We start from the raw sequence: 18,146 nt of genomic DNA on the forward strand, positions 1-18,146 counted from the left end.
GATTGTTCGTTCGTAAAGGAGTGATCGAAATGAATCGCAAGATTCCCCAGCAAATCACCCGCAGAGCGTTCTTAAGCACGACCGCCAAAGTGGCGATCGGTGCCGCCGGCCTCTTGGCCGGCTCCACGGGACTGTTCTATTACGGAGCCGTGACTCATCGGAAGGTCGGCAGCGAGGCGCGGCCGAAGAGTGTGGTGAAGCTTGGCAGGGTCGCGGACCTGAAGCTGCTTCAAGGCGTCGAGCGGATAAACTATGAAGCGGAGTACGTGGACGCCTGGTACACGAAGCCGGTGAAGGACTTCGTCTATGTCACCATCGACGAAGCCGGCAAGCTGCTGATCATGTCGCCCGCATGCTCCCACTTAGGGTGCTCGGTCGTGCCCGCGAAGGAAGCCCAGCAAGGCGGCAACGCCGACATGTTCTTCTGGTGCCCCTGCCACGGCGCGGGCTTTGACAAGCAGGGCGGCGCCGTGTACGCCGTCACGCGGGGCTTGGATCGATTCGAGCCGATCATCTCGGACGGCAGCGTTTATTTCGACATCATGAAGCCGATCAGGGAGACGGAGAAAGCCTAGCAGCGCGGTCGCGCGCCCCGGGGAAGCGCATTGCAGGAAGCGCCAGGAGCAAGCAAGAGCAACAAGAGCAAGAGCAAGAGCAAGCAAGAGTAACAAGAGTAACAAGAGTAACAAGAGTAACAAGAGTAACAAGAGCAACAAGAGTAACAAGAGTAACAAGAGCATGAGCAGCTAAAAGCTGTAATTAGCAGGGCACCTGACATAACGAGAAGGAGCGTGCGACATGAACAGCAAAGAACGATTTTCCGACCGGGTGGATACGTACGTGAAATATCGGCCGAGCTACCCCAAGGCGGCCATCGATTATTTATACGATATCGTCGGCTTGGATGCGGGATCGACGGTGGCGGATATCGGCGCGGGAACGGGCATCTTCTCCCGGCTGCTGCTGGAACGCGGAAGCCGCGTCATCGCGGTGGAGCCCAATAACGAGATGCGGTCGGCCGCGGTCGAGGTGCTGACGGAGGAGACGAATTTTCTTGCCGTCGCGGGCTCAGCCGAGGCTACGACGCTTACGGAGCAGTCCGTCGACTATATCGTCTGCGCGCAGTCGTTTCACTGGTTCGACCGGGCAGCGGCGCAGAAGGAGTTCAATCGGATTCTGAAGCCGGACGGGAAGGCGGCGCTGATCTGGAATTCGCGTTTGACCGAGGGCACGCCGTTCAGGGAAGGCTACGACCGAATGCTGAAGAACTACGCGACGGATTACGAACAGATGACGCATAAGAACATTTCGCCGGCGGATCTGGCATCCTTCTTCAAGGCAGGAACCATGCGGGAAGAGCGCTTCCCGATGACGCAGGCGTTCGATTACGAAGGCCTGAAGGGGCGGCTGCTGTCTTCTTCCTACGCCCCGATGCCGGGTCATCCCGATCATGAGCCCATGATTGCGGCGCTTCGGCAGCTGTTCGACGAGACGAGCGAAGACGGAACGATCGCGTTCGATTACGAGACGGAAGTGTATTGGGGCGAGGTTTGACCTCGCCCGATTCGCATAGCGGCTTATCTACTAGTCCATAGTAACGGCCAGTCATCGCGTCATTTGACGTACCAATAAAGCGCGAGTTCCGTCATCACCGACGCATGCCCCATTTGACGCAGCATGGCGGATAGGTTCCCGCGGTGGTAGGTGCCGTGGTTGACGATCTGGAGAGCCAGCTCCGAGAGCTTGACGTCTCGGATGCCCGCATACGGATTGTCGAGCGTGAGGATGGCGTCCAAATCGTCTTGACGGACCAGGAAATCATAAATATCGTCACTGAGCGCTTCGAATGCGGATTCCAGATCCGCCAGGCTCAGATCCCGCATGTCGGTCTGCAGCGACCCGGTTTCGTTCATGGCGTCGGCCATGCCGGTGCCCTGCATGATCATGAACCAAGTGCGGTCAACCTTGTAGATGTGCGCTAATCCTTCGGCCAGCGTCGGAAATGAGCTGATAACTTCCCGGCGATACATCTCGGCGGGGAGTTCCTTCACATGTTGAATCATCGTCAGGTTTGCCCATTTGTGAAAGCGGATCATTTCAAGGGCGTGATGGGTTGTTTTCATGCTTGGCTGCCTCCGATACTGGAATAATTTGTTTGAAGCTGACTCTAGTATACATCAACAATGCTGACAACTTACTGTCAGTATTAGGATCGGCACCTTAAATAAAGGTTACCGCTGGGGCAGAGATGCATCACATACGATGTGAGATAAAGAGGAAGGGGCTGATGCTCCTTCCTTTTTGCGCTGCCGGCATGGCCGGAATCTTTCTTCCAAGCGTGAATATTTCAATCCATAGACTAATAAATTTGGGTATGACTTTCAAACGTGAAGGAAGTGTGGCTATGAGGGGATATCGATGGAAGCAGTGGCGCAAACGTATCCTCTGGCTGCTCGTGATCGGCCTAGTGATCTGGTACGTGGCTACCGGCGGGCCGACGGTCTTGTCGGTAGCGGTGAGCATACTCAGTCTGCTGCTGCAGCTCCTGTTCGCCATGATGTTCATGATCGTCCAGTTCGTCGCCCTTTTCTGGTTTTTGGCCAGGGGAAGAACGTATTGGGTGCTGCCCGGGGAGACGGGCGCCACGTGGGACGATTACCGGGGCAATCCCGAGATCGTGGACAACGCGAAGCGGATCGTGACGCTGCTGCGAGGCGTGAAGGATTTCAAGGAAATGGGCGGCGAAGCGATCCGGGGATTTCTGTTGTGCGGTCCGCCGGGTACCGGAAAGTCTTATCTCGCGCAGGTCATCGCCAACGAGGCGCAGGTGCCATTCGCCTATGCTTCGGCGCCAAGCTTTCAGAACATGTTCTTCGGCGTCGGCAACATGAAGGTCATGCGGCTGTACAAGAAAGCGCGCAACTTGGCGAACGTGTACGGCGCCTGCATTATTTTCATCGACGAGATCGATGCGATCGGCATGAAGCGAAACGGCGGCGGCGGTGGCGGGATGATGGGCATGATGGGCATGGGCGGAGGCTCGGGGCTTCTCAACGAGCTGCTGCTGCAGATGGACCCGCCCAATCTCGATAACGGCAAAATCGCGAAAATGCTCCGTTCGATGGGTTTGCGGCGCAAGAAGGCGGAGCGTCCGGCCGTGCTGACCGTGGCGGCGACGAACTTGCCCGAGGTGCTGGACTCGGCTCTGCTGCGGCCGGGTCGGTTCGATCGGCAGCTGTGGGTCGATTCGCCCGATTATGATGGACGCGTCGACATTTTCCAGTACTATTTGAAGAAAGTAAAAGCGGATGAGACGCTGACGCCGGAGAAGGCCGCGCTCGACACGATCGGCTACAGCCCGGCTCAGATCAAGCACATCGTGAACGAATCGGTCGTCATCGCGCATCAGCGGGGCGCCCCGAAGGCGAGTTACTTGGACTTCCGCGTCGCGATGGAAACGTATGAATGGGGACTCAAGCAGCCGTTGCGTTCGATGAGCGAGGACGAGAAACGCAACGTCGCTTACCACGAAGCGGGCCATGCGGTCGCGCAATATTTGCTCAAGCCGCATGAGCGGGTCTGGAAGGTGACGATCATCCGCCGCGGCAGCGCGCTTGGCCTCGCGGCGACGAAGCCGACGCATGAACGGTATAACCGAAGCGACAGCGAGATGTTGGCCGCCATTCAGGTCTGCTTGGCCGCCCGGGCGGTCGAGGAGGAGTTTCTCGGGAAGAAGCTGAACGGCGTGACCTCCGATCTGCAGCAGGCGACCAACATGGCAGGCGCGTATCTCGGCGCGGTCGGCATGGGCGACGAGCTGTTCAGCTTCCTCGCGGCGGGCTCGCATCAGGAGGCGCTGAAGTCGCTGCGGCCGAAGATCAATGAACTATTGAAGGACCAAATGCAGCAGGTGAAGAAGCTGGTGAGGGACCATGCTGAATTCGTCCACGTCATCGCCGATGAGCTGCTGAAGCAAGGCGATCTGACCGGCGAGCAGATCGAAGGGATCTATCTGTCCATCTATGGGCGCACGCGGCCGGACCCGCCGAAGGTCATGACGCGGGCGGACAAGGAGACGGAGCGGGCGGAGGCCGAAGCGGGGATGAATGCGGAGCCGGGGACCGATGGGAAAGCGGTTGGCGAGTCGGCAGCTGAAGCGCAGTCAGATGCGGGAGAGAAATCCGAAGCGAAAGTGGTCGCCGAGCCGGGGACCGAACCGGGCGAGACGGAGTCCGAAGCGAAAGCCGGTGCGAAGCCGGAAGCGGAACCAGTTGGCAATGGGGAGGCAGCGGCGGGACCGACGACGGAGGAGAAGGCGGATGCGAAGCCGAAGGCCAAGGTGAAGGCGGAGGAGGAGCATGAAGCCGAATCCGTGGAAGCGGAGGCGGAAGAAGACCAAGAGGACGACGCGAACGATGGCGCGGTATCTGGCGACGATGGTTCCGACCGCGGTCGTGGAAAGGAATGATTGGAGGCTGGCAAGGGTGCAAGCCTATACGCGCCGCTCGTGTAAGAACCCGCTGAAACAGCGGGTTCTTTGCCGTATGGGAAGCGTCCAAGATGTGCGGGCGATGAGCTGCCTTTACCGGGTCTTGTCGTGCATGAATGGCGAAAGCTGACTTCCGAGCAGTTTTTCCGAGCTGTTCGGCGAGGCCTGATGTCGCAAAGCCAGCTTATTTTCGATCAACTTCGTGCGCAGTGCGGTAGGATTGAATGACGAAAGCTGACTCCGCAACTTTCGTGGCCGTTCGGCATGATTTCAGCTAGAAAAGCTGCCTCTTGATCAACTTTTCGGGCTGGTTGTCCGAATTCCGCGGTTAAAGATGATTGAAAATCAACTTTTCGAACGGTATGGACGGGTCAACCGTGCGAATCCGGCCGAGTGAAGCGAATCGAAGCCAAACGAAACGAACTAGCGAAACCGTACTCGCGGAGTGAATAAGCTAAATAAGGCATTTTTGCGTGGGAATCGGAAGAGTGTGTATAATCGTAACGAGAATGGCAGTCCAGATTGGATATTGGCAGCGTTGATGCAGTACAGGAGGATAAGGATGTCGGGAATCAAGTACATAAGCAGGGCTTGGATGGGATGCATGGCGCTGGCTGTCGTTCTGGCAGGCTGCGGGAACAGTGACGGGAATAGGGGATCGGCGGTCGATCATGGACCGGCATCCGCGGGGCAGGGAGCATCGAATGATGCGGATCAGCCGGAGGGGCAGGTTGAGCTGATCGTCTCGGCCGCGGCCAGCATGACGGATGCGCTTGGCGAAATCAAGAAAAATTACGAGGCGGTTCATCGCAACGTCGCGATTCGGTTCAACTTCGGCGCGTCGGGAACGCTGCAGAAGCAAATCGAGCAGGGCGCGCCTGCCGATCTGTTCTTGTCGGCATCCCCGAAGAACATGGAGCCGCTGATCGATAAAGGCTTGATCGATACCGAACATGAAGGAGAGCTGCTCTCGAACGAGCTCGTCGTCGTCGTTCCGGCAGGGGCGAAGACGCGGATCGACGCGTTGGCCGACCTGGCCGCGGCAAGCGTGAAGCGGATGGCAGTCGGCATTCCGGAGAGCGTGCCGGCTGGCGTTTACGCCAAGGAAGCACTAAGCGCAGCCAAGCTGTGGGACGCCTTGCAGGCCAAGACGGTTCAGGGCAAGGATGTCCGTCAAGTGCTCCAATACGTGGAAACCGGCAATGCGGACGCGGGGTTCGTCTATAAGACGGACGCGCTGACCTCGAAGAAGGTCAGCATCGCCTTCGCCGTCGATGCAGCCGCGCATGCGCCGATCCTATATCCGGCAGGCGTCGTGAAGGGAACCAAGCAGATGAAGCAAGCAGAGGAATTCTACGCATATTTGCGGTCGACAGAAGCTATGAAGGTGTTCGAAGCTTTCGGCTTCGCCGCTGCGACCTAAACAGCTGCATCCTAGAGAAAGAGGCTCGCCCCGATCGCGTGGCGGGCCTCCTTGCGTTCGTTTCGCGATGAGGCGACCATTAAGCACGCGGCAGCAGCAGTAGTTCAGGCTCCGCCGTTCCGTCATGCTGTCCCGCTGTTCCATCATGCTGACTTCTCCGCTGTCCCGGCGCACGCTCCGGTTTCTCTCATAACCGATGCGTACGGTCGGAGAATCGCAATTAAAAATCTGTTGAGCGGCCAGGATGCCGCTCATTTCGCTCTTGTTTCCGACATAAACATACGTATGCTCCACAGGAGAGCCGTGTTTTCATGAAGCGTCGCGATGCTCGCTCCGTATGCGCGTGCTTCCTCCATGACGTTTGCTTCGCACGAAGCCTCATCCCGCGTTTGCCGCCGTTATTTTCCGAACCTTTGGAACCGCTTACCATAGTCAACCAGAGACATACATAGATGAATTCAAGACGAGGCACAAGCCGAGAGGAGTGAGAGACCGTCTACTGATAAATAAGCCTGCTGTGCTTACAATGGAAGGGAGAGGGACATTTGGATCGTTCTGTTCATCTTATGCAAGGGATCAAATGGCTGCTTGCCGCCGCGCTGGCTTTGGCGCTCGTCATCGCAGCTTCGAACCGCGCGAATGCCGATGGCACGGGGACTTTCGAGGTCGGGAGTTACTGGCAGCCGCCCAAGTATATCGGCGCGGACTATAATACGAACGCGAACTGGGCGAATATGGCCGCCGCGAAGATCGATATGGCGACCGCGATTCGGGTACCCGCCGGCACGAATCTGGATAAAGCGGCCAACGAGACGGGCATTGCCAACAGCTCGGCGAATAACGTGAAGCTGCTCGTCACGGATTCAAGCATTTATGGGCATCCGGTCAATTCGGCGGCGGAGATTGCGGCCTTGCAGGCAGCGGTAACGCCGTATGCCGGCGATTCGCGCGTCAAGGGAATTAATTTGAAGGACGAACCGATGACGCACGAATTGCTCGGCTATGCGAACGCCTATAAGGCGATCAAAGCGCTCGATCCGGATTTGGACGTTTACGTGAATTTATTGCCGGGCATAGCCGGCATGAATCCCTACCCGGGCAAGCTTTTCTATGCCAATTCGACCGCACAGGGCTTTGGGAATTATATTACGCCGAGCGCGCCGATCGGACAAACGATCACGATCCCCGCGAACGTAAGCTATTTGGACGGCGTCGTTTTCTACATCGATTCGCTGCAATGGGCTTCAAACGAGACGCTGACGTTAAAGCTTTGGAATAGCCCTGCGAAGACGAGCCTGATCGGGCAAGGAAGCATTGCAGGCAACGGCAGCGGCAATGCATGGGAGTATTACAAGTATTTCATGCTTGGGAAAACGGTAACGCCGGGAGGCACGTATTATCTCGAGCTCGTCCATAACGGCGGCGGCGACAACTCCGTCGGTTGGGCGATTCGGTCCAACACGGACACTTATGCCGGCGGTCAAGCGTACGAGAACGGGGCGGCCAAAGCCTACGATTTCAACTTCCAGTTGTTCACGGAGCGAACGAACGGAGGTACGCCTTTCGAAAATTACCTCGACGATTGGCTGCAGTACAGCGGTGCCGACACCTTGCTTTACGATAATTATCCGTTTCGGACCACCGGAGACGATGCCGGGTATTTCGACCGGATGGAGTCGGTGCGCGGCAGGGGACTTGCGAACGACGTGATTTACGGCGCATTCCTGCAAAGCGTCGAAATTCCGGGGGCTTACCGCAATACCAGTTTGAACGAGAAACGCATGAACGTGTATTCGTACTTAACCTACGGCTTTAAAAAGCTGAACTGGTTCACCTATTGGACGCCGGATGCGGCGGGAGGAGAAACGTTCCAGAACGCGCCGGTCAGCGCTTCGGGCGGGCTGCAAGCGGGTTATGCGCAGATTCAGACGCTGAATACGGAAATGCGGAACCTGGGCGGAACCTTGAAAGACCTCGTCTCCGTACGCGTATATCACTCGGGTTCCTCGATTCCGTCCAAGACGATCGCCGTCCCCGACGATTTCTTCGTGAAGCCGAGCGACTTGTCGCAGCCGATCATCGAAGGTTATTTCACGAACGCGGCGGGGCGCAAGTACGTGATGCTGACGAACCGCGATTATGCGAGCGCGAGAACGCTGACCTTCCAATTCAGTCCGAAACCGGCTTCGCTCACGGAAATATCCAAGTCCACGGGCCTGGAAGTCGGCGTGCCCGGCTATAACGCGGCAACCGGAGCGCTCAGCATCACGCTGAATCAAGGCGAAGGAAGATTGTTCGCGCTGCCGGCCGGATTCTCGCCGTATGCCAACCTCGCCGCGGAAGCTGCCGTATCGGCCACGAGCTCTTACGAGAGCACGGCCGACGACGGATGGGGCGTGTCGAAGGTTCACGACGACAATCGAGGCTCCGGTACGGTCAACGGAGTGATTTCATCCGGCTGGAGCAGTAAAAACAACCTGGGCGCCAACCATACCGAGTCGATTACTTTCGACCTCGGCGCGGCGAAAACGGTCGGCGAGGTCGTCCTGTTCCCAAGGGGAGGAGGGGGCGCGTTCTACCCGGTCGACTTTACGATTCAAGTGGCGGCGAATGCCGGCGGTCCTTGGACCACGGTGGCCGCGAAGACGGGACAGCCGCAGGCATCAACGGCCCAGTGGATCCCGTTCGCGCCGGTAACGGCCAGGTATGTCAAGGTCGAGGGCACGAACCTGAGGCTGGGTTCCGGCCAATACCGGATGCAGTTCGCGGAGGTTGAAATCTATGCGGCGCCGAATTTGGCGAAGGGCGCGACGCTGTCTGCCAGCAGCTCCGTCGAGGATTCCAGCTGGGGCTTAGCCAAAGCGAACGATCATATCCGCAGCGGCGTTCCCGGTTCGAACGGCTGGTCGAGCAGCGCGAACTTGAGCGCGAACCATACCGAATCGGTTACGTTGAATTTGCAGGCGACGAGATCGGTCACTAAAGTCGATCTGTATCCGCGCAACGACAACGGCAACGTCGGGGCCGGTTTTCCGGTTGATTTCACGATTCAAGTGGCGGCGAATGCCGGCGGTCCTTGGACGACGGTCGTCACGCAGGCCGGGTACGCGCAGCCGGGCGGCACCGTGCAAAGCTTCTCGTTTGCGGCGCAGACCGCGCGTTACGTGAGGATTGAAGGCACGAGTCTCCGACAGATCGCGGCGGAAGCGGGAACGCCGTACCGCATGCAATTCTCGGAGATCGAAGCGTATGGCGGACTGGGCGCGAGCATCCCGCTCGCGAACGCCGGTTTCGAGTCGCCGGGCATCTCCGGCTTCCAGTACGGTCCGTTCACGAACGGCTGGACGTTCGCCGGGACTTCCGGCATTCAGCACAACGGCAGCGCCTTCGGAGCCGCGTCGGCTCCGGAGGGCGCGCAAACCGCGCTTATCCAGAACGCCGGAGAATTCAGCCAAACGGTGAATTTCGCGGCCGGCACGTATGCGGTCACGTTCAAAGCCGCCAAGCGCCCGACGGGCGGCACCCAAATCTTCAACGTGTATTACGACGCGGCGCTGATCGGAACCTTCTCGCCGACGTCGACAGGCTTTGCCGCATTCACGACGAACAGCTTCGTGGCGACGGCAGGCAGCCATACCATCAAATTCGTAGGCACGGTGCTGGGCGACACGACGGACTTCGTGGATGACGTGCAGATTAATTAACGTGAACGAATGCAATAGGAACGAAGTCGGAAGCCGCCCTTGTTGGGCGGCTTCTTTGCCGGTCGTATAGAACGCATGTGCTTAACGCGCTTTGAATGACATGCGCGCGTATGGGCGCCTCTGCACGAACGGATTCCCAAATCCTATATCCCGATGGGTAAACGCTATGTTACGATTGGGGCAACGAATACATAGAGGCAGAGGTGGCATTTGGCGATGAATGAACATTCCAGCATCATGGGCATTCCGGTTCCGAAGCTGACGATGGCGGAAACGGTGGCAAGAGTTGAAGGCGCTATTGCGGATAGGAAGCAGGGGCTTGAACCCGGAGATCGCGATGGCCTGCCGGCACGACCGTCAGCTGCGCGGCATCGTCGACGGGGCGGACCTGCTTACGGCGGACGGCATCGGGATCGTGATGGTATCCCGCCTGCGGAGGGACCCGCTGCCCGAACGGGTGACCGGCTGCGATCTGCTCTTCGAGCTGCTGGAAGCCGGCAGCCGCGAGCGTTGGTCATTCTATTTGCTCGGCGCAAGCGAAGCGACAAGCAAACGCGCGGCGGACGTTATTGAAGCGCGCTATCCGCGGGCGAAGGTGGTCGGCAGGCAGCATGGCTTCTTCGACCCGTCGGAGGACGAGCGGATCGTAGCGGACATTGCGGCGAAGAGGCCCGATGTCCTCGTCGTCGCGCTCGGCGCACCGAAAGCCGAACGCTGGATTCACGCCTACCGGGACCGGCTGCGGGCTGCGGTCGCTGTCGGCGTGGGCGGCAGCCTGGATATCGTGGCCGGAACCGTTCGGCGCGCGCCGCGGATCTGGCAGCGGCTTCACGCGGAGTGGCTCTATCGGCTGATCAACCAACCGTCGCGCTGGCGCCGCCAGCTGATTTTGCCCAGGTTCGCTCTTCAGGCGCTGCGGTATAAGGACAAGCCCCGCGCGCGACGTTCGTAGCCGCTGCCGGGCATGCCGGAAATCGGGGCAGCGAGAGCGGCGTATCGGCTTTCGCTGCCCATTCGGTTGCGTGCAGAGAAAGTCAAGGAAAACACGAACTCAGACGGGTTGGTGATTGCCGATGCAAAACCGAAATAGTTGCTCCATAGTGCTTCCAATGACAAACTCTAACCCCAAAAAAAGCTAACGGTTGCGAGGATCGCTAATCTGCTCAAAATGGCCCGTTAATATCGCTAACGGTTGTCAGAGGGCTTATTGCGAGTTTTTTTCCATGCTTATCAGCTCCTTGACGCCTGATAACGTCTGTGAGAAACGTTAGAATTTCAAAAGCGGTTATATTCGTGAATTAGCGATGCTGACAACCGTTAGGTCCCGGGTCACGTTCATGTCGCAAGTGCGGCTCGCCATCAGCATGCTCGGCAGTCAGCGCAGCATGCTCAGTAGTCAACGTAACATGCTCGCCGTCTTATGCAGGATGCTCGGCATCTAAGCAGCATGCTCTGCTGCCAACGCACCATGCTCGCCATCTAAGCAGCATGCTCGGCAGTCGTTAGTAACCGAGACCAGTTTGAATAGATGCGCAGGGGTCGGCACTTGTCGCAGCTTGCTGATGCGGCCCGGCTCCTTCCGCGGCTAGCTATGCTGCCGGATCGTAAATACGGTCAAGAGACGTTACCGTTAGGCAGAGCGGCGAAAGAAGGGATATTCGGCATGTTGTTTGTTTGACGGTTTCCCGCGTGTCGAGCGCTCCTGCACGCCGTATTATCTCTAAAACTCAAAGGCGGAAGCGAGAGCAGAATATCTGCTTCGCTTCCGCCTTTTTTGTGGTGCTTGCTCAGAACGTTGTTGGATGTCGGAGTAATTGCCTTCACCTGCGCGTTTCAGCCGGAATCCGCTACTCGGCTACCCGTACATAGACCCGTTCGCCATGCTTCTCCACCGTTACCGGCGATTCGAAGAAGTCGCTTAGCCCATCCGTCGTCAGCACGTCTTCCGTTCGTCCGCTGCGGACGATTTCGCCGCCCCGGATGAGAAGCGCATGCGTGAAGACCGGCAATATCTCTTCCGTATGATGGGTGACGTAGATCAGCGTCGGCGCAGCGGGCTTTTCCGCCAAGTCGCGAATGCTGGCGAGCAGCCGTTCGCGGGAGAAGAGATCGAGGCCGTTGCATGGCTCGTCCAGAATGAGAATGCGCGGCTTCGCCATAAGCGCGCGCGCAATAAGCAGCTTCTGCTTCTCGCCCTGCGAGCAGGTCCGGAACTCGCGGTCCCACAGATGGGCGCAGCCCAGCGTTTCCATTAAGGAGCGGGCGAGGTCGAGATCCTCCCCGGAGACGAGATCATACAGCCCGATCGTCGCGTGCTTGCCGCTGATGACGATGTGCTGCGTCCGGTCCGAGGCGTACAGCTTCTCCTGCAAGGACGTGCTGACCCAGCCGATTTCCTTGCGCAGCGCCCGCAGGTCGACCTCGCCGAACCGATGCCCGAGCACGCTGACGGAGCCCTCCGACGGCCAGAAGTAGCCGTTCACCAGATTGAGGAGCGTAGTTTTGCCGGAACCGTTCAGCCCAAGCAGCGCCCAGTGTTCGCCGGGAGCGACCTGCCAGCTGACGTCCTTCAGCAGCGTTAACTGCTCGCGCCGCCAGGTCACGCGTTGAATGTCGATCATCATAGAATTTCCGTGAATCTCCTTTCGTGAAGCGAGCTTGCCCGCATGCGGAAGTCAACCAATACCGTCTATTGTACGCCCGCAGGCGCGTTTACTCAATCGTTCACCCCGCGTCCGAGCCTCGCATCAGCTTGGATTCGAGCGGCAGCAGGAGGGCGAAGAAGCCCAGCAACGGCAGGAAGGAGCAGAGACTGATGACGAAATCGCCGCCGGCTTTGTCCATGTGCGAGCCTAGCAGCACCGAGCCGAGTCCCGCCATGCCGAACGCGAGACCGAAGAAGGATCCTACGCCTAAGCACCCTACAGCTCTGCAGCTAACGGTTGTGAGGACGGCTAATCGGCTCAAAATGCGCACTTTATATCGCTAATGGTTGCCAGGAAGCTTATTGCGCGATTTTTTCGTGAAATCGGCCTCTGTACGCCAAATAACGCTTGTCAGAACCGTTAGGATTTATTTAGCCGTGTTTTTGGGGGATTAGCGACGCGTGCAACCGTTAGAAGTTTGGAAAAAGGCCAAACTCACGTGGAACGATCGGCAGCGTCCGCCGCTTGCTCACGTGCCTGCCACCGTCGTATACATCGCCCCTAATTGGGCTTGAAACGAAGAGAAACCTGCCGTTTAAAGAAGCGCAGGTTTCTCTACAATAAAAGCTGCCTGAAAGGCAGCTTTTCTGTATACTCGCCCCCATGCACCACATGGCCGGAAAACCAGCAAATGCCACGCAACCAGCTGAACCTCATCCACCTGCACTTCACCAATTGCCGGAACCTGCCGAATTTGGCCGGCTCAGAGCACAATGAGCTGCCAAGCAGCAACTTTCCGGCCCAGGCTGCCGCTTTAAGACGGCGGCAAGACGGCAAGCTGCCAAGCGCCAGCAGCGCAGCATCGACAACAACAGCTCCCGGAGCGTCTCCGGGAGCTGTGTTCTTTCCTGCGCGTTGCCGTACGATCAACGTATACGGCTAGCAGAATTACTTGACTTTCGGCAAACCGTTAGCCTCGCGCACCAGCGCGAAGTACTGGTCGGCGCGAACCGCCTGATACTCGCTGCCGAGCGATGCATTCAGACCGGCAACGTCGGAAGGCGTCATGCTCCAAGCGAGCAGGCCGAGCGATACGAAGAGCGGCGATTTGCCGTCCCATTTCGCTTTGGCCTCGTCGAGGATGCGCTTGCCGTCCTGCGCGGTGCTGATGCCTTGAATCGTCGACACCGGCAATTTGCCGCCCTCGATCGAGACGCCGTAGTGATCTTCCCAGCTCAGGAACAGCCCCGGAACATGGTACTCGTTCGTGTAGGCATTCACTTTCGCTTCGCTGAGTGGAACGTTCTGGCCGTCGACGCGGTTCAGCACGTACGGAATCGTCATGCCGGTTTTCTTCATATACGGATACGTTTGCTTCAGGAAGGACGTAAACGTGCTTTCAGGCCATGCGTTCGAGTAGAAATAACCGGAGCCGGAAGGACCCGCGATCAGTTGGTCGTTCGCGGTCGCCGTGCTCAGGTAATGATCGAGCATGACCGGCGCGCCGTCGTACAGCAGCGGACTCGAGGTCCAGTTGAGCGGAACCTTGCCGCGGTTCGGATCATCCCACAGCACGCGCATCCGATGCTCGTTGTACTGGAAGTTGTCGCCCTCGCTGAACGTATAGGTGACGTAGATTTTGTTCTCGAGCTTCGGCGTCTTCGCCGGAGCCGGAAGCTTCGCTTTCATCGACGAGCCGGAGAAGACGGTCATGTTGCTGAACCAATCGGCCGCCAGCACGTAGACGCTGTGACGCGACGTGATTTCGACGGAGTTGAACTCGCCCGCTACATCGTTGCTGAACCAGCCCAGATACGGCGTGCCCGGCTTGACGTCCGACAGAATGCGTTCGAACAGCTCGCGCTGCTCCGGCACGTTCGCGTCCAGCCAGAACACCATCGCTTTATTGGCCACCGCATAATCTCTTAAGTAGCCGTAAGGTTCTTTCTTCTCCGAGGAGAGCGGCTGTTCGTTCCCGGCGGATACCTTGTATTGGTTCCACATATCGACGGAAGCGGTCAGTTGTTTGGTGCCGGCCGGCGGCGTGAATTTGTAGACGAAGTAACGCCCGTTATCGGCAAAACGGTGGCCGCCGTTGCCATCGGAGACCTGCGAGCTTTGCGCGTCGTAGAGGAACGGTTTCTCTTCCTCGGTGCCCGGGATGAAATGAGCGATCGTCTGGCCGTCCGCCTTGACGGTCACTTCATGGACCGCCGAGCCCCAGCCGTCCTGCGTGAAGGCATCGTCGAAACGAAGGAATGCCGAGTCTTTGCCCAAGAAAGGCGTCAAATCGAGATCGTACACTTTACGGTTCTTCCCGTCGCGCTCCTGCGTGTCGTCCGCGGCGATCGTCTTGAAGGAAGCGGGCATGCCGTCCGGAATGCGGATGGACGTATCCGGGCTCAGGCCGACCAGCATGCGGTGCGTCGTCTGGCTCCATAGATGCTCGTACTGCCAGGTATAGGCATCGAGGCGATCTTTGAATTTGCCGCGCAGATCGTCCAGCGTCTTCAAGCCATAAGGCGCTGCGGCCAGCTTCTCCGCCAGCTCCGGACTTGCGACGACGGCATCCTTCAGACCTGCCAGCGTAGTGGCAACGTTAATGGAATCCGGAACGTTCGGATCATAGATAATCAAGCCTTTTACTTCTTTTTTGAAAGTACGGACGATGTCCCAGTAGTTGTCGCGAACTTTATAAGGTACATCCAGGTCGTTCAGCCACGTGAATTTGCCCTCTTCTTTGCTTTCGAGCAAGTAGACGCGCGGCTCCTGGCGATTGACGATGCCTTGAAGGGAAGCGAGCATGATCTTGACGTCGCCCGGTGCGTCGTAGATATCGGCGACTTCGAGCGATTTCACTTTGGCGAAGCTCGGCAAGGCTTGTCCGGACGGCCAGGATACGGCGCCGTCGTTCTTGCTCGCGGCAGGCTGCGCCGGCGCTTCCGCCGATGCGCCGATCGTAAAGGTCAGTGTACATGCCAGCGCAAGGCCCGCGGTCGTTAGCTTTCGAAACATGAATCGAACACCTCGTCTCGTGAATTTGGAATGATTAGCGTGCATCTGCTTCGTCAACCGTCATGCCTCAAAATCCCATGTCCTGCAAGTTCTCCGTCGCTCGCGCAGGCCGGCTGCCATGGAACGCGCTCTCAATCCAGCGCTGCCGCTGCCGGCGGTCCAGCATATTCCGGACACGTGCAAGGGCGACGGTTACGTCTTCCTGGATTCGCCTCCTTCATGTACGATCTTGAACAGTTGAAACGCTTTCATGTTCAATTAATGTTTAATATATTATATATAATCTTTCAATACTTTCGACAAAACTTCTTATGAATCTTTGCATAATCCCGGATGTGACTAGGTCGAAGGGGGCGGTTTTGTGCGGAAATAAGGGTGTTTAGGATCAATGAATCACTCTTGCATAGCTGGAGGTAAGAATATATTATATATACTAATATGATAACGAAACTTGGTGATGCGAAGTGAGTACGGCAGATCGGATACCGTTATATCAGAAAATCCAGGATTACATCCGAGATTTGATCGTATCGGAGGGCTTGAAGGAAGGCGACCGCATCCCGACGGAGAAAGAACTGATGGAGAAGTTCAATGTCAGCAAGATTACGGTCGTGAACGCGCTGTCCGGGCTTGCGAACGAGAAGTTCATTACGCGCGTTCCGGGACGCGGCAGCTTCGTGAGCGGGAAGGGGAGGGAGCAGGCGGCTGAAGTGCAGGCGGCATTATCCGCGGCCGGGACGGCTGGAGCGGGATCGTCCGGCCAGGGCTATGCCGACCACGGCGAATCGCGCCACCGGACGGGCGTCATCGGACTCGTGATGCCTTCCATCTACGACTTCTTCGCGATTCGGCTCGTGGAAGGCATTCGCAGCACGTTAGAAGAGAGGGGCTTCCGCTGTCTCATTCTATTGTCCGGGGGAGAGCTGCAGAAAGAGATCGACGCGATCAAGACGCTGAAGGACATCGGCATTGAAGGACTTCTGATCTTCCCGGTCGACGAGGAACGGTACAATGAGGAGATTCTCGCGATGAAGTTCTCGGGCTTCCCGTTCGTCTTGATCGACCGGTTCCTTCCGGGGGTAGAGACGAGCTACATCGCGGCGGACGGCAGAATGGGGGCGAGCCTGGCGGTCGATCACCTGTGGGAACTCGGCCATCGCGAAATCGCGATCTGCTCGGATTCGCCGCTGCAGACGATTACCGTGCAGGAACGGATCGAAGGCTACATGAACGCGCTCAAGAACAAAGGCGCGATGATCAATCCGGCGCATATCATTACCGAATTCCGCATGGACAATACGGAGGGCCCGGAGAAGCATCCGCTGTACCGCTACATTCGCAACCGGATGGCGACGGCGTATATCACGCTTAACGGACGCTTGGCCGTGGAGATCTACCAGATGGCGCGTCAAGCGGGCCTCGACGTGCCGGGCGACCTGTCGATCGTCAGCTTCGACGATCCGACCTCGATGGCCGAAGATTTCAGTCTCTTCACGCACGTGAAACAGTTCGAATTCGACATGGGCTGCCGCGCGGCGGAAATGCTGCTGCAGATCATTCGGCCGGACGGGAAGAACGGCGGCAAGTTCATGAAGACGCTCATCGAGCCCGAGCTCGTCGTTCGTCAGACGTCCGGACCGCCGCGCGGCACGCACGAATAGGTAAATTGCTGTAACCCGGCTTCCGCTGCGACGGAGGCCGGGTTTTTTTGTCGTTTAGCGGAGAGGGAAATGGACAATTGTCCAGAGAACGCGAGAAGGCGGGACGAACGGGGTTGAGAAAATTTTAATCAAATGAGTGCTAAAAGATTTCTAAAACATATTGAATATATATAATATTTAATATATATTGATAAATAGATAAGGAAGACATTGGTTCGGTCCCGCAGCGGGGCGAACGAACCAGTCATAACATTCGTAAGGAGGAGTCGCGATATGACCGCATCATTGCTTTGGAAGCGAATTTGGCGGCACAAGCTGTTCTATCTGTTCATGCTGCCCGGCATCATCTGGTTTTTCTTATTCTCTTACGTGCCGCTATACGGCGTACAGGTCGCTTTCCGCGATTTCAGATTCTCCGGCGGCTTCAGCGGAAGCCCATGGGCCGGCCTGAAATACTTCCATCAATTTTTCGACTACTACCAATCCAGCAAGCTCATTCGCAATACGATTCTGATCAGCTTGCTGAAGCTTGTCATCGGTTTCGCAATGCCGATCGTGCTCGCCATCCTGCTTAACGAAGTGAAGAACGTTCGATTTAAGAAAACGGTGCAAACGCTTTCGTACTTGCCGTATTTCGTATCTTGGGTTGTGGTCGTCACCTTGATGCAGCGTTTGTTATCGCAATACGGCGGTCCGGTCAACAATCTGCTCGTCTCGACGGACTTGGTCAAGGATCCCGTTCAATTCTTGAACAACACGAGCTGGTTCTATCAAGTCATCCTCGGCTCGGACGTTTGGAAGAACATCGGATGGAATTCCATCATCTATATCGCCGCCATCGCGGGCATCGACCAACAGCTGTACGAGGCAGCCAAGATGGACGGCGCCGGACGTTTCCGCCAAATCTGGCATATAACGATGCCCGGCATCCGCAACATCGCCGTCATTCTGTTCATCCTGGCAACGGGCAGCTTGATGAGCGCGGGCTATGAACAGCTCCTCCTGCTCAACGGACCGGCGACGGCGGCGATCGGCAGCGTACTGGACGTACACGTCATCAATGCCGGGATCAACGAAGGCCGGCTCAGTTATGCGGCCGCAGTCGGATTATTCCAAAGCGTTATCGCGCTCGTGCTGATCTTGACGGTCAACCGGGTCGCCCGCAAGGTCAGCGATGTGTCCCTCTTTTAAACCCGCAGGAAGGAGAAT

The 18,146-nt window shown here is 57.5% G+C and carries 12 protein-coding genes; 8 read left to right on the top strand and 4 right to left on the bottom strand.

The features are described 5' to 3' along the window. Positions 1-29 precede the first annotated feature (29 nt). Both GT003_RS10010 and GT003_RS10015 read left to right on the top strand, forming a co-directional pair. The gene (locus tag GT003_RS10010; protein ID WP_161697026.1) at positions 30-575 is read left to right on the top strand and encodes a QcrA and Rieske domain-containing protein; all 546 of its coding nucleotides are present in this window, start codon (positions 30-32) and stop codon (positions 573-575) included. 223 nt (positions 576-798) lie between these two features. Continuing rightward, positions 799-1,554 (top strand): class I SAM-dependent methyltransferase, encoded by a 756-nt coding sequence (locus tag GT003_RS10015; protein ID WP_161697028.1) that lies wholly within the window; start codon positions 799-801, stop codon positions 1,552-1,554. 59 nt (positions 1,555-1,613) lie between these two features. On the opposite strand, the gene GT003_RS10020 is transcribed toward GT003_RS10015, so the two are convergent. Beyond that, the gene (locus GT003_RS10020) at positions 1,614-2,123 is read right to left on the bottom strand and encodes a DinB family protein (RefSeq protein ID WP_161697030.1); all 510 of its coding nucleotides are present in this window, start codon (positions 2,121-2,123) and stop codon (positions 1,614-1,616) included. A gap of 281 nt (positions 2,124-2,404) precedes the next feature. On the opposite strand from GT003_RS10020, the gene GT003_RS10025 reads away from it, so the two are divergent. The 4 genes from GT003_RS10025 (at position 2,405) to GT003_RS10040 (ending at position 10,568) form a co-directional block, all read left to right on the top strand. Further along, positions 2,405-4,468, top strand: a complete 2,064-nt coding sequence (locus GT003_RS10025) for an AAA family ATPase (protein ID WP_161697032.1) — start codon at positions 2,405-2,407, stop codon at positions 4,466-4,468. 583 nt (positions 4,469-5,051) lie between these two features. Then, positions 5,052-5,912 carry a molybdate ABC transporter substrate-binding protein gene (gene modA, locus GT003_RS10030; protein WP_239565745.1) on the top strand — a complete coding sequence of 287 codons (861 nt, stop codon included), beginning with the start codon at positions 5,052-5,054 and terminating at the stop codon, positions 5,910-5,912. Between the two features lie 545 nt (positions 5,913-6,457). Then, complete coding sequence (locus tag GT003_RS10035) at positions 6,458-9,616, top strand: discoidin domain-containing protein (protein WP_161697034.1); 3,159 nt, start codon at positions 6,458-6,460, stop codon at positions 9,614-9,616. A 319-nt stretch (positions 9,617-9,935) separates the two neighbouring features. Continuing rightward, on the top strand, positions 9,936-10,568 hold the full coding sequence (locus GT003_RS10040; protein ID WP_239565746.1) for a WecB/TagA/CpsF family glycosyltransferase: 633 nt from the start codon (positions 9,936-9,938) through the stop codon (positions 10,566-10,568). An 895-nt stretch (positions 10,569-11,463) separates the two neighbouring features. Here GT003_RS10040 and GT003_RS10045 read toward each other — a convergent pair. The 3 genes from GT003_RS10045 to GT003_RS10055 form a co-directional block, all read right to left on the bottom strand. Next, complete coding sequence (locus GT003_RS10045; protein WP_161697036.1) at positions 11,464-12,240, bottom strand: ABC transporter ATP-binding protein; 777 nt, start codon at positions 12,238-12,240, stop codon at positions 11,464-11,466. Positions 12,241-12,340: 100 nt separating this feature from the next. Then, positions 12,341-12,478 carry a hypothetical protein gene (locus GT003_RS10050; protein ID WP_161697038.1) on the bottom strand — a complete coding sequence of 46 codons (138 nt, stop codon included), beginning with the start codon at positions 12,476-12,478 and terminating at the stop codon, positions 12,341-12,343. Between the two features lie 731 nt (positions 12,479-13,209). Next, positions 13,210-15,276, bottom strand: coding sequence for a GxGYxYP domain-containing protein (locus tag GT003_RS10055; protein ID WP_161697040.1), 2,067 nt, complete (start codon positions 15,274-15,276; stop codon positions 13,210-13,212). Positions 15,277-15,740: 464 nt separating this feature from the next. On the opposite strand from GT003_RS10055, the gene GT003_RS10060 reads away from it, so the two are divergent. Together GT003_RS10060 and GT003_RS10065 are read left to right on the top strand one after the other, a co-directional pair. Next, complete coding sequence (locus GT003_RS10060; RefSeq protein ID WP_161697042.1) at positions 15,741-16,937, top strand: substrate-binding domain-containing protein; 1,197 nt, start codon at positions 15,741-15,743, stop codon at positions 16,935-16,937. A 273-nt stretch (positions 16,938-17,210) separates the two neighbouring features. Continuing rightward, positions 17,211-18,128 carry an ABC transporter permease gene (locus tag GT003_RS10065; protein ID WP_161697044.1) on the top strand — a complete coding sequence of 306 codons (918 nt, stop codon included), beginning with the start codon at positions 17,211-17,213 and terminating at the stop codon, positions 18,126-18,128. Positions 18,129-18,146 lie beyond the last annotated feature (18 nt).

The sequence above is a fragment of the Paenibacillus sacheonensis genome (genome assembly GCF_009909195.1).
In the GTDB taxonomy this organism is placed as follows: Bacteria; Bacillota; Bacilli; order Paenibacillales; family Paenibacillaceae; genus Paenibacillus_Z; species Paenibacillus_Z sacheonensis.

Bases quoted from the DNA above. Each gene is read 5' to 3' on its own strand.
- GT003_RS10010 (WP_161697026.1), top strand. From the start codon at position 30: ATGAATCGCAAGATTCCCCAGCAAATCACCCGCAGAGCGTTCTTAAGC.
- GT003_RS10015 (WP_161697028.1), top strand. From the start codon at position 799: ATGAACAGCAAAGAACGATTTTCCGACCGGGTGGATACGTACGTGAAA.
- GT003_RS10020 (WP_161697030.1), bottom strand. From the start codon at position 2,123: ATGAAAACAACCCATCACGCCCTTGAAATGATCCGCTTTCACAAATGG.
- GT003_RS10025 (WP_161697032.1), top strand. From the start codon at position 2,405: ATGAGGGGATATCGATGGAAGCAGTGGCGCAAACGTATCCTCTGGCTG.
- modA (WP_239565745.1), top strand. From the start codon at position 5,052: ATGTCGGGAATCAAGTACATAAGCAGGGCTTGGATGGGATGCATGGCG.
- GT003_RS10045 (WP_161697036.1), bottom strand. From the start codon at position 12,240: ATGATGATCGACATTCAACGCGTGACCTGGCGGCGCGAGCAGTTAACG.
- GT003_RS10055 (WP_161697040.1), bottom strand. From the start codon at position 15,276: ATGTTTCGAAAGCTAACGACCGCGGGCCTTGCGCTGGCATGTACACTG.
- GT003_RS10065 (WP_161697044.1), top strand. From the start codon at position 17,211: ATGACCGCATCATTGCTTTGGAAGCGAATTTGGCGGCACAAGCTGTTC.